Here is a 13,303-nt window from a genome sequence, read left to right on the forward strand (position 1 = left end):
CAAACAAGTCGCAGGCGAGCAGAATATGAAGTGGTTAGTAAAGGCGGTTGCCTTAATGCTGGTTATGTTGGTCAGTGGATGTAGCAGCGATTATGTGATGGCCACCAAGGACGGCAAAATGATCATGACACAGGGCAAACCTGAAATCGATAAACAAACCGGCCTGGTAAAATACACCGACAACACCGACCATGAATTACAGATTAACGGCGACGACATCTCATCTATTGTCGAGCGCTGAACAGACTCTGCCACCCATTGCGATACTGCGGGCAGCCTGTCTTCATCTCCCGACAAATCCCCTCTTCCCCCTGCAACACGCGGCGGTTATAGTCAAAAGCCAGACCTGATCGGCCTGAGTCTCTGCTGTGCTGATCTTGCAGGGGTTCATAGCAGCGTGCAGAAACTAAAACAAAGCGATTTTTTGTTAAGACCTGCGGAACCCGGTTCAACATAGCAGGCAATAACACCCTGATAAGACAGGCTGAAAAATGGTTGTCAGATTTCAGACCGTTAAAAATGAAAAAAAGGAAGTCGGAAAATGCACTATCATCGTATTCCCCACAGCACGCTTGAAGTCAGCAACCTGGGACTGGGCACCATGACGTTTGGTGAGCAAAACAGCGAAGCCGACGCCCACACCCAGCTGGATCTGGCCCTCCGCTCGGGTATCAACCTCATTGATACTGCGGAAATATATCCGGTGCCGCCCCGACCAGAAACGCAGGGATTAACCGAAAGCTATATCGGCAGCTGGCTAAAATCCCGTGGCAATCGCGATAAAGTCATTCTCGCGTCCAAGGTGGCCGGGCCATCACGGGGGGCCGATGCGTCCATCCGCCCTGGCCAGGCGCTGGATCGGAAAAATATTCGCGAGGCGCTGGATGCCAGCCTGAAACGGCTAAACACCGATTATCTTGATTTGTACCAGCTCCACTGGCCACAGCGTCAGACCAATTGCTTTGGCAGGCTGAACTACAGCTGGACCGACAGCAGCGTTCCCGTCACCTTGCTTGAAACGCTGGAAGCCTTGAGCGAGCAGGTTCGGGCCGGTAAGATCCGCTATATTGGTGTCTCAAACGAAACGCCCTGGGGCGTGATGCGCTATCTGCAACTGGCGGAAAAACATGAGCTGCCACGCATCGTTACCATCCAGAATCCTTACAGCCTGCTCAACCGCAGTTTTGAAGTGGGGCTGGCTGAAATCAGCCAGTTTGAAGGCGTGGAGCTGCTGGCCTATTCCAGTCTGGCATTCGGTACCCTGAGCGGCAAATATCTGAAGGGTGCCAAACCGGCAGACGCACGTAATACGCTGTTCAGCCGCTTTACCCGCTACAGCGGCGAGCAGTCGCAGCTTGCCATCGAGGAATACGTTGCGCTGGCGAAACAGCACGGGCTGGACCCATCACAAATGGCGCTGGCCTTTGTCCGTCAGCAGCCCTTTGTGGCCAGTACCCTGCTGGGCGCAACCACCCCTGAACAGTTGCAGATCAATATCAACAGCTACAACCTGACGCTGGACAAGGAGATCATTGAGCAGCTGGAAGTGATACACCGCCGCTATACCTTCCCCGCACCGTAAGGTGCAGTGCGGATCGTGTAAAACGACCCGCAGTTTGCCGGGCGCTATTTTTTATGCGCTCAATTTCTGTAAAACAGCCATTGTATCGAGTTAACGCACGGGCTGACCCCGCTTCTGTCGCCACTGCCAACCCCACAGCAACGCAATCGCCAGCGCAAACAGCGTACCAAAAACGATGCCGGTTGCCACTACAGGTGCTCCGAGACTTATTACCAGCGAATAGATGCCGAGCATCAGCAGCATCACGCTGTTTTCACCCAGATTTTGTACCGCGATGGCATTACCCACACCCACGCTCTCTTTCCCGCGAACCTGTAATAGCGCATTGAGCGGCACCACGAAAAAACCACCCAGCGCACCGATAGCCATTAACAGCCCGTAAGCCCCCACCATCGTATGCTGCAACGAGAAGCCAATCACCGCCACGCCAATTAACACGCCTGCGGGCATGCAGCGGTTTACCGCTTTCAGGGTCACCAGTCTCGCCGCTGCACCTGCACCAATAACGATGCCCACAGCGACCATCGCATTCAGCAAGGTGGGCGTCTTATTGTCGGTGACGCCCAGCGCCACCGGCACCCACAGCACCAGCAGGAAGCGAAGCGTTACGCCCGCTCCCCAGAACAGGCTGGTGCCTACCAGTGAGAAACGCGTCCGGGCGTCTTGCCAGAGCACCACACAGGCGTGAAAGAAGCTGGCCGACATCCTTATCGGATGCCACTGCTGCCCCGGACGCGCCGCATCCAGACGGGGTATCAGCAGATTAGCCGCTACCGCCAGTGCATACACAATCACACAGACAGACAGCCCGGCCAGCAAATGCCAGTCCGCCAGCACGCCCCCGGCAACAGAGCCTGCGAGGATCGCGGCAATGGTGGATGCCTCCATCAGGCCGTTAGCTTTCACCAGGCTGCCGCCGTGGGATATCTCGCCCAGAATGCCGTACTTCGCGGTTGAGTAAGCCGCCGCACCGATGCCCACCAAGCTGTAGCCCAGGAAAGGATTCAACCCAAAGCAGATAACCAATGCCCCAAGCAGCTTCAGCCCGTTAGCGAACATCATTACCCGACCTTTAGCGAAACTGTCAGCAATCTGACCGACAAAAGGCGCGAGAATGATATAGGTGGCCACAAAGACCATTTGCAGCATGGGCTGGCTCCATGCAGGCCAGGATTGCTGCTTGAGTACAGCAAGGGTTGCAAACAGCAGTGCATTATCGCCAAAGGCAGAAAAAAACTGCGCAGCAATGACCGCCATCATGCCGCGTGACAAAAGCCTTTCACTGCGTGCTGCACTGTGCATGATCATTCTCCGGCTGTTCAGCCATGCTTTTGAGCGTGACAAAATCAGGCTTGCCGCTGCCCAACAACGGCAATTGCTTCAGAAAGCGAATATCACGCGGCACCGCCAGTTCCATATTGTCCTGCCTGCGGGCAGTGTGCCTGAGCGCCTCGCGCGTCAGATGGGGGTCCGTGGTGAACAGCACCAGCGCCTCACCACGCTGACCGTCCGGCTTTACCGCCGCCGCGTGATTCTTATCCGGGGATGCGGCCAGCGCAATACGCTCAACGGTTTCCAGCGAGATCATTTCACCGGCAATTTTGGCAAAGCGCTTCATCCGTCCCTGAATCTGGCAAAAACCCTGGACATCAAAGCTGACAATATCGCCGGTGTCATACCAGCCCGGTTCCATCCGGCCCTCACCGTTATCCGCCTGCGGCGCTTCCAGCACGCCCGGATTATTCACGCGCAAATAACCTTTCATAATATTCGGGCCGCAGAGTTGCAGCTGGCCACCCTGCTCAATGCCCGGCACAGCGATAAGCCGGAAGTCCATTCCCGGCAGAATACGACCAACGGTGTTGTTTCGGACCGCCATCGGCACGTTAATGGCTACGACGGGCGCACATTCGCTCACGCCGTAGCCTTCAAGAATACGGATGCCAAATTTATCCATCCATGCCTGCCGGGTAGCGTCCTGCAATTTCTCTGCGCCAGCCACCACGTAGCGCAGGCGGGCAAAATCATACGGATGAGCAAAGCGGGCATAGTTGCCCAAAAAAGTGGAAGTACCGAACAGCACCGTACAGTTCCGGTCGTATACCAGCTCTGGCACCATACGGTAATGTAGCGGGCTGGGATAGAGAAACACCTGTGCGCCGGTAATCAGCGGCGTAAACAGGCCCACCGTCAGGCCAAAGGCGTGAAAAAGAGGCATCGCCGACATAAAACGATCACGCGGGGTGAAATCCGCTACCGTGCGGATCTGCTCGACGTTAGCAAGCAGGCTTTTATGCGAATGCACGACGCCTTTGGGGTCGCCTTCTGAACCGGAAGTGAACAGCACCATCGCCGCCTGTTCCGGCTGCTGTGCCACCGCCGCCTGCATTGGGAAAACCAGTCTGGAAAGCACCCACAGTTTATCACGCAGGGTAACGGTGCTTTTCAGGTCCTCAAGGAAAATCCAGGTCACCTCGCTGACGCCTTCTGGCAGATACCACAACTTGCCTTTATCAAGGAACTGACGCAAGGTGAAAATTGTTTTCAGGCCGCAGGCGGTGACGGCACTGCGAATACCTTTCACACCGGCCGTATAGTTGAGCATTGCCGGAATACGCCCGCGTGCAGAGGTACCCAAAATCGCCGCTGCCGTGACCGTGGCGTTAGGCAGCAGCAATCCGATATATTCACCAGGCGCGGTATAACGCTCAAGAATACGTCCCACCCCCAGGGATTTTTTGAGTAAGCCGCTGTAGCTGTCCACAGCAAAACTGACATCCTCAATGCAGGGCTTGAACCATCCATAGCGTGTGCGTGCCGCCAGAAATGCCTGATACAGCGTCTCACGCGGACGTACCGCCATCCGGGCCTCCATCATAATATGATGCAGATGCTCGCCAGCCAGCCAGCGCCGTTCGCGTGCACTTTTGGCCTCCGGCATCGGCAAAGTTGTCGCTGGCAGGAGTGTGAGAGTGATACGCGGAAAAAGACGCCGCCTGAACACGCCAGAGAGGCGGCCAAAAGGCGAAAACTCTGCGCCTTCAATACGCATGGGGATAACCGTCGCCTGCGACCTGGCGGCAACCAACCCTGCCCCGTCATAAATTTTCATTAACGAGCCGGTCACGGTGATACGCCCTTCCGGGAAAATCACCACAGGACGCCCCTGTCCAATGATTTTAATCAGATATTTTAACGACATGGGCCGGGCGGGATCGAGCGGAACAAAATCAATCAGCCTGTTCAACCAGCGCATATACCACTGCTCACTGATAGAGGAATAGACCGCAAAAACCGGCTTCACCGGCAGGAAAACCGCCAGCAAAATGCCATCAAGAAAGGAGGTGTGGTTAGGCACTATCAGCACTTTTTCCCGTGATAAGGCAGAGAGGTCACCGTTCAGACGGGTACGAAAACAGAGCCTGAATACCAGACGAAAAAATGAAAAAAGCATGCCAACTCCATGCGCTTAAAAAAGTTGGCTATAACGATGCAGGATAGCGCATGATAACTCAATGCACCGCGCAGAAAATTATGGTGATAGCGGCTTAAGCGGGAGCAAACCAACGATGTATTGACGCATTAAGCCGCAGGACCACGGTGGATTGATTGCCCGCCGCAGGCTGACCGCGTTGCGCATGTGGTCAGCCTGCAGGGGAAAGCACAACGTATTTACAAGCCAGGGCAAATGCGTACTCACTGCGGCAAATTCGTTGCCTGCCAGCCGCCGCCGAGCGCGGCAATCAGCTGCACGCCTGCCACCCACTGGGTGCTTTGCAATGACAGCAGGCTTTGTTGCGAACTCAGGCTGGTGTTTTCCGTGGTCGTCACGTCGAGATAATCAATCATCCCCGCCTGATACTGGTTGTAGGTCACACGGGCCGATCCTTTCGCAGCCTCAGTTGCCCGCTGCGGCGTGCGCATTTCATCCTGCAAGGTGCGCAGCTGGACCAGATAATTTTCCACTTCCTGGAAGCCGGTCAGCACGGCCTGACGGTAGCGGGCGACATCTGCATCGTAGCTGGCACTGGCCTGCTCCACTTTCGATGAGGTAGCGCCAGAATCCAGCAGCCTGCCGCTCAGTTCCGGCCCGAGCGACCAGACACGGCTGGGCAGCGAAATCACATTTCGAAATAATGAACTAGTATAGCCGCCGCTGGCACTCAGCGTCAGGTCAGGGAAATACCCGGCAATAGCCACGCCCACCGCCGCATTAGCCGCCTCCACATTACGCCCGGCGTAAGCAATATCCGGGCGGCGCTGTAACAGTTCAGACAGCACCGACTGCGGGATAGCCGATAACGTCGCGGTAAGCGCTGCCGCAGGCAGGCTGAACCCTGCGGGTGTTTTACCCATCAGCATGGTAATTGCGTGCTCGGTTTGCGCACGCTGCCAGCTCAGATCCAGCACCGACGCGCGGCGCTCTCCAGCTGCGCCTGCGCCAGGGTGGTGCGGATTCACTACCGACCTGATTATTTATTATTGATGATATTCAGATAACGCTGACAGGCGTCCACGCTCTGCCGATACAACGCTATTTGTTGATCCATCACCCACAGTTTGACATAGCCCTGCGACAGTTCCGACTGTGTGCTGAAGGTGATGTTGGCCAGCTGGCGCTGGCCTGCACGAAGTGGCTATTGCTGGTGGTTCGTTGCCCGGTCGTGGAACTGACCGCGGTACCACTGCGCGTGGCGCTTACGCTCCCCGTGACGTTGGGGAAAAGATCGGAAAGCGCCTCCCCCACCAGCGCTTTTGCCTGACGTCAGCCTTTAGCTTCTTTGTACTGGGTCGGAATATTCGCCGCGGGGCGCTGATAATCAGTGCCGACCGCACAAACACTCAGCAGCTGTGCCAGTAAAACAGAGGTGAGTTTATTGTTTTTTTTCATCATCGTTTAGCGGGCCAGCGTCTGCCCGGCGCTTTTCAACAACGCCTGATTTTGATTCAGGCTGCCCTGGTACTGGTCAAGGGTTGCCTGGTAGCTGCGCGGATCAATTTGCGCCAGCCGCTGCCCTTTTTTCACCTTCTGCCCTTCGGTGAAGTAAACCTTCATTAGCGACCATCCACACGACTGGTGACGGCCACCGTGGCACTGGGGACAACCGTACCCAGCGCAGTAGGTAAACCGGCACATCTGCCGTGGTGACCACGACCGCATACACCGGCGTCGGCCCATCAAACACCATGGCATGCTGCCCAACTGGCCCTCCCAGCGGTGGACTGCCTGCAGGATGTCCACAACAATCAGAACAAGTAACAGGATTTTTTACGCAGAGAGGAAGAAGCTTTTCCAGATGTTGGGATCATAGGAATCTGCTGATCAGGTAAGAACAAAAATTCAGGGCAACATTTCGCTACCGCCCGGAATAAAACCAGACCAGTAAAACACCGGCCTGATTTCCTTATGATTGCAGAGGATGATTAGTTTCCACCCCCTGAACGTAAGAATCCCTAATCAATATCTTAACATCTTAACGGCATTCGATACATTAGGCGCGTCGTTCAATGAATGGGATTAAGGCAAGTGGCTGGCACAGCAGCAGGCACCGCTGATCCCGCCACCACTGCCATTTCTGACATATGGCACCTTGCGTAAGGGCAACACGTCCCATGCCTCTTGCAGCGTAACCTGACAGAGAAAGCCCCCAACGACTTATCCTGCAAGGCCTGGCCGAAAGGGGATAATTGTTCCACGCGGCCATTTAGAAGAACAGCATAAAAACTCAGGGAAACAGACAAAAAAAACCCACGCACGCGCGTGGGTTGGTGCAATCAAAAGGCTGTAAATCTGCCGGGAGCAGATTACTTTACCACCAATCAATATCTCTGGGACGGTTATGCTCGCAGCTGCACTCCTGGCTTGCCAGCGGCAAAACGCAACGGAGTTAGCGAAAATGCTACCAGCTGTAAAACATTTGCCGCTTTGTTTACCGACCTTTGCAGGGCGTAACTCAAATACCGTCGTGCGTACTGTAAATCGCATCGGGCGCGATATTCATATGTTTGAGCACCGGACCAATGATGTTGCCAAATACCGGCGCGGCTACCGAACCACCAAAGTGGTCACCCGCCGTTGGGTGGTTAATCATGATAACCAGCGCCACCTGAGGATCACTGGCCGGGGCCACACCTGCAGTGTAGTTAATATAGCCGCCGTCATATTTTCCGCTGCTGCCCATTTTCTCTGCGGTGCCGGTTTTGATCGCCAGACGATAGCCCGGCACGGCGGCACGCACGCCACTACCGCCTGGCAGCGCATCACTTTCCATCATGTGTACCACTAAACGAACGGTGTCCTCATCAGCGACCCGCGTGCCTATTACCGGGGGCGTGACTTTGGTGATTGACAGCGGTCGATAGATGCCGAAGGAGCCAAGGGTTGCGTATTCGTGCGCAATTTGCAGGGGCGTTACCCGCAAACCATAGCCAAACGAAAAGGTGGCACGTTCAATATCGGCCCAGCGCTCACGGTGCAGAGGGAAATAACCGACGCTTTCACCGGTCAGCCCCAGCCCTGTCGGCTTGCCCAGGCCAAATGAACGATAGGTATTGACCAATACCTCGGCAGGCATCGCCAACGCAATGTGCGACACGCCGATATCGCTGGATTTTTGCAGAATGCCGGTCATGGTCAGGCGCGGCCAGTGGCCCACGTCGCGGATTAAATGACCATTAACGCGATATGGCGTGGTATCCAGCAACGAATCAGGACGTACCAGCTTGCGGATCAATCCTTCCATGACCACCAGCGGCTTAACCGTCGATCCCGGTTCGTAACTGTCGTTAATGGCCGCGTTACGCATTTGCGCCGGAGACACATCGCCAAAATTATTAGGGTTAAATGAGGGATAGGACGCCATGCCTAAAATTTCGCCGGTATCAATTTTTATCAGCACGGCGGCACCGGAATCCGCTTTGTTAAGCAATACACCGTCGCGCAACCGGGTGTAGAGAGTGTATTGATCAAACTTATCAATACTCAGCTGGACGGTTGGCGGCTGACGCGGCGGTTCATAATTGATCATTGATACAATATTGCCGTTGGCATCCTGGCGATATTTCTCCACGCCCGGCGTACCCTGCAACACCTTGTCGAACCCCTTTTCCAGCCCGGTCAGGCCGTTGTTATCCGCGCCAACAATGCCAATCAGCGGCGCAGTCGCTTCACTCATCGGATAAAAACGGCTGTCATCATACACGGTGGTAATCCCCGCCAGATGCAGCTTTGCAATGTCCCTGGCGATGCCCAGCTCAATTTTATGTCCGAGATAGAGAAAGCGGCGTGAGGGATTGGCATTGATTTGTCGCGCAATATCTTCAGGGCGCTGCTCCAGGACATTGGCCAGATACTGCCATTTTGCACTGGTGAAATCGGGATGCGCCTCCAGCACCCGCTCTGGATCGGCAATGATATCCCGCGACGGAACACTCAATGCCAGTGTCTCACCGTTACGATCCAACAACGTACCGCGATTGGTCGGCAGCGTCACCGTACGCAGGGAGCGTTGGTCCGCCTCCTTTTCCAGCATCGGGTGATTTATCAGCTGCAGGTCGGCAACCCGGACCAACAGCAAAACCAGGCAACTGAACACGCCAAGACAGATCAGACGAAAGCGAACAGGATGGAAAGGCGTTTTTGCCTGGTCTTTTGCCAGTAATTTCTTTAAGCGGGGCATGGGTTCTTTCATAGCGGATGAGGGTAACTAACGGTGGGTTATATAAAAAATGCCGCCAGGAAAACAGGGAAACTGTGTTTCAGCCTGTGATTGCCCCCACCAAGGCTGGCCGTGCTGAAAGAATTTTTAATTAAAATTAATCTTATTAGCCCATTCTCAGCAGAGGAACAAAAAACCTGTGCAGCGCGGTGAAACAGAGTATGTAGTCTGTTCGCTGTTGGCCTGTCAGGATACGAAAAAGATTATAAGCGTACTTTGCGGTTTTATATGCTTTCCGAATGGCTGCTGAATAAAAACGGCGGCACGAAGGCTAATGCTGGTCACTTAAGGTGACCAGCAACCTTTTTATCCGGATATTTCCTGCTCTTTACCCTCAACTCTCTCGGGTAACTTCGCTCTCTTCTACCCGGTAACACAAGCCATTTCGCCTGTTCATACAGGGTTCTCAGTTCTCCCGGCATTTTTCCCGGCGAAGCCCAGGGCAGGGTTATCAGCATCCGGATTATTTCGCTTATCGCTCCACTGAAGCTCAGCTGGTAAGGCAGGTAATCTCCTTTCAGATGGAACGCCATCTGCACCATCTGATATCGCACCAGGTTATAAGCCAGCAGTACCCCCCATAGCTCCTGTCTCACCAGCTCCGGCAGGCGACTGCGTAATGTCCACCGGCTGTCCAGCATACCCTGCTTTGCTTCCCGGTAGCCCAGTTCTATTTCCCAGCGGTGGCGATATAGCTCGCTGATATCTTTACCCGGATAGCGATTCGGGTCTGTCAGTGACGTCAGCACCTGCCTCTCTTTACCGTCTACCCTGCGGGTCAGCAGTCTTGCCACCATTTCTTCCGGGACCCCTGGCCATTGCTTCCTGGCTCGTGGACTGGTTTTCAGGCATATCAGTTCATCTCCACGCCCCAAACGGCGAACCACCTGATACTGTACGTGTTTTTTCAACGGCAACAACCAGTGACGGTGTTCTCCTGCTGTCTGCCAGTGATGAAGCAGACCCATCGAATAAAATCCCTTATCGAACAGGGTGATACTGTTATTCGGGGTTTTCTCCGTCAGGTGCTCAGCCAGCCGCATTTCACTGACTTTTTCACTGTCGAATGCACTGGCGGCGATCAGATGGCTGCTCAGCTCCATCAGACAAACCATTCGCACCTGAGGATAGCCGCCTTCGCCGTACTGGCTGCTGTGTTTACTGAAGACGGCTCTGTTTTCCGGCGTATCGGCGGTACGCCAGACCACGCCGTCGACAGCAAACAGATTCAGACCGTGCCATTTTGGATGTGCAGCCTGCTGATTCCAGTGCTGCTGTGTGATATCAAAAAGCTCCCGCACTGCATTTTCACCCAGAGTCTTACGGCGCTGAATGACAGCGCTGCGTGCGGTAAAAGGAGCTCCGGTCCGGTCAGTAATATCCATCAGATTGACGATTTCGGTCATCGGACGATCGCAAAAAATGGACATCCCAACGACAAGCCAAATCATGGATTCGAGGGAAAGTTTACGTTTACGCAAAGTAACGGTATCGGTCAGGGTGAGCGCCTGCTGAATAAGCTCGGGAGGAATAAGGTCGGCGAGACTACGGGCGCGCTCAGGAGTGGCGGCATTGATGATGCCGAGGGCCTGGGAAAGTTCCATTTAAAAAGGGTTCCATGATGAACATAGAACCCTTTTTACCGCATAAACCGGATCGGTCAACCGATCCTTAAATGATCGGCATTAGCACGAAGGCCGCCAATTTTGCTGCTAGCGAGATTAAACGTACCCGGCGCGTTTGATCTCCACCAAGCAACTCATGGCGTTGGGGCCCTGTGTCAGCGACGAGGTGCCGATATCCAGCGCCAGGGTGTGGGGATTGCCAGCCCAGTCATAAAGCAGCCAGGCCTTACCGAAGCCGGTATCGAACCAGACTCTGGTGCTAATCAACACCACGCCGCGGCTGACGCCGTTGGTTAACCGCCCACCCGCCAGCATCCGTCCGCAATCGTTACTGACGTTTATTACCTCTTCGTCGACAATATCGCGTGAGGCAGCATCATCCGGGTACATCCACAAGGTTTCATGGCCCGACGTTTTGTTTGCCTGTACCGTTGACGTCGCGTCCATCTGGTTGTGCAGACTGTCGCCTGGCTGAATCGAGATCATATGTAGCGGAAATCGATGGGCAATTTCTGCACCCAGCCACGCCCTGGGCGGCTGGCATTCCGGGTGTGGCGTAAAGTCATCAAGCTGGTAATCCGCGATGGTTTGACTGAACAGTTCGATTTTTCCGCTGGCAGTTTTGACTGGATTCGCTACCGGGCCATGACGGAATTCTTCCATAAAAATAAATGCTTGCCGCCGGGCGGTACCTCGACAAATCCTTCTGACCAGAAGGTATCAAAATCAGGCCAGTCTATCCCCTTTTCCCGGTGTGCCTGCACAACCTGCTGATAAAGAAAGGCAATCCACTGTGCTTCGTTACAGCCCTCGGTAAAGGTTTCGCAGTAGCCCAGCCGTTCTGCCAGATCGGCAAAAATGTCAAAATCGTTACGCACCTGATGCTGTGGTTTGATGGCCTGATGCATCGCCAGCACAAAACGGTCGCGCGACGAGCCACCAATGTCATTACGCTCACGCGTGATGGTCACCGACAGCACGATATCGCCCATCGGCGTGGCCGCTGTCCAGACGATATCCGGGACGATTACCGTGTCAGGTCGCCGCCATCCTTCCACCAGATAGTTAAGCTGCTGGTGATGATAGAAGGGATTACTACCCACCCAGTGGATCAAATGTATGTCAGGATAGGTGTGCGTTTGCCCCTGGCAACGGTATGGCTCGTCAGGGTGTAACAGCATGTCACTAATGCGGGCAACCGGAATTGCGCGGTCAGCGACAGGATTAACCCCGGTGGACATTAATAGCGCAGGATCTTCAATGCGCGGATTGCCAACACTGTTCATTGAACCATGACCAAACGAGAATCCCGCGCCCGATAGTACCGACTGACCAGGCATTGACGACAGAGCAATCATCATCCAGTACGGCTGCTCACCCCAGTGCGCACGCTGAACCGAATAAGAGCAGCTAATAAAGCGGTGCCTGCCCGTCAGCTGCCGCCTCAGAGCAGTAATACGCGATGCGGGAATACCAGTTATCTCGCTGGCCCATTCTGGCGTTTTAGGGATGCTGTCGCTTTCCCTCAGCAGATAGCCGCGCAGCCGTGGATAGTCTACGCAGTGCGAATTCAGAAACGCCTTATCCGCCGCCCCGCTACGCCAGACTTCATAGCCGGGTGCCAGCATCAGCGCAACATCGGTGCCGGGCCGGATGGGTATCCATTCAGCATTAATAAATGCCGGGCAGTCATCGCGCATCGGGCTGATATTGAACCGGAGTACCTTTCGCCGCCGGCTCCAGCAGTGCCGGTTTCAGGCTGCGCTGCCCCGCGCCACCGGATGCCACCTGACTGTTTTTTAACGCCAGTCCGCCAAAGGTCACAAAAATTTCGCAGTGTGCAACCCCCTGCGGCCAGTCGGTGATGCGCCTCGTCAGCGGCATACAGGTCCCGATAACGTAAGGCAGGAAAAACTGGGCCGCCCCCAAGCTGTAGTTACCAGGCTGATCGATACCGCCATCGGTAGAATAAAAACGCCGGATAAGCGTGCGGGCATGATTAATCCGGCCCCAGAGGATCACTGAAAAGATGCAGTCGGCTCCGTAGCGGTCACGCACCCTGCGATTCTCTTCCGCCACAAGATCTTCGCGGCCGCGCAGGGTACGGTCACTTTTTTCACGGGATGTTAACCACGAGCGCCGCACCATCGGCTGGCGTATTCGCTTGTCGGAATAAACCAGCTCAGGAATGATAATTAAGCATGGGAAAAGGCTCCTGGTCGGCAAAAAATGGCTCGCAGCGCAGCAATTTCCCATCTTCAACAACGGCGGTGAAGGCTCCCCGGTGAGCAAGGTACGGTACTTTTTTAATGATCATCAGGCGGTCCGGCAGGCTAATCGGCGTACTTTCTTCGGCAAAATGGCATTTTTTTGTCGTG

At 54.8% G+C, this 13,303-nt stretch carries 6 protein-coding genes and 3 pseudogenes; 2 read left to right on the forward strand and 7 right to left on the reverse strand.

Going from position 1 to position 13,303, the window contains the following annotated elements:
• The first annotated feature begins 25 nt into the window (after positions 1–25).
• The gene (locus tag LU633_RS18655) at positions 26–241 is read left to right on the forward strand and encodes a YgdI/YgdR family lipoprotein (protein ID WP_016190225.1); all 216 of its coding nucleotides are present in this window, start codon (positions 26–28) and stop codon (positions 239–241) included.
• Between the two features lie 300 nt (positions 242–541).
• Positions 542–1,582, forward strand: a complete 1,041-nt coding sequence (locus LU633_RS18660; RefSeq protein WP_016190226.1) for an NADP(H)-dependent aldo-keto reductase — start codon at positions 542–544, stop codon at positions 1,580–1,582.
• A gap of 90 nt (positions 1,583–1,672) precedes the next feature.
• Here the strand turns inward: LU633_RS18660 and lplT are convergent, their stop codons facing one another.
• From lplT to LU633_RS18695, 7 genes and pseudogenes are all read right to left on the reverse strand, one after another.
• A complete protein-coding gene (lplT, locus tag LU633_RS18665; RefSeq protein WP_016190227.1) occupies positions 1,673–2,884 on the reverse strand; it encodes a lysophospholipid transporter LplT in 1,212 nt (403 codons plus the stop codon).
• Positions 2,862–5,036 (reverse strand): bifunctional acyl-ACP--phospholipid O-acyltransferase/long-chain-fatty-acid--ACP ligase, encoded by a 2,175-nt coding sequence (aas, locus tag LU633_RS18670; RefSeq protein ID WP_016190228.1) that lies wholly within the window; start codon positions 5,034–5,036, stop codon positions 2,862–2,864. Before aas ends, lplT begins: the two co-directional genes overlap by 23 nt.
• Before the next feature lie 242 nt (positions 5,037–5,278).
• A pseudogene (locus LU633_RS18675) lies at positions 5,279–6,473 on the reverse strand (efflux transporter outer membrane subunit).
• 9 nt (positions 6,474–6,482) lie between these two features.
• Positions 6,483–6,798: pseudogene (locus LU633_RS18680) on the reverse strand (biotin/lipoyl-binding protein); the annotation flags it as partial.
• Between the two features lie 738 nt (positions 6,799–7,536).
• Positions 7,537–9,261, reverse strand: coding sequence for a penicillin-binding transpeptidase domain-containing protein (locus tag LU633_RS18685; protein ID WP_016190231.1), 1,725 nt, complete (start codon positions 9,259–9,261; stop codon positions 7,537–7,539).
• A gap of 320 nt (positions 9,262–9,581) precedes the next feature.
• On the reverse strand, positions 9,582–10,904 hold the full coding sequence (locus LU633_RS18690) for an IS4 family transposase (RefSeq protein ID WP_046371795.1): 1,323 nt from the start codon (positions 10,902–10,904) through the stop codon (positions 9,582–9,584).
• A gap of 117 nt (positions 10,905–11,021) precedes the next feature.
• A pseudogene (locus LU633_RS18695) lies at positions 11,022–13,242 on the reverse strand (molybdopterin-dependent oxidoreductase).
• Between the last annotated feature and the right edge of the window lie 61 nt (positions 13,243–13,303).

Origin of the sequence: Erwinia tracheiphila (genome assembly GCF_021365465.1) — a bacterium.
Classification (GTDB): domain Bacteria; phylum Pseudomonadota; class Gammaproteobacteria; order Enterobacterales; family Enterobacteriaceae; genus Erwinia; species Erwinia tracheiphila.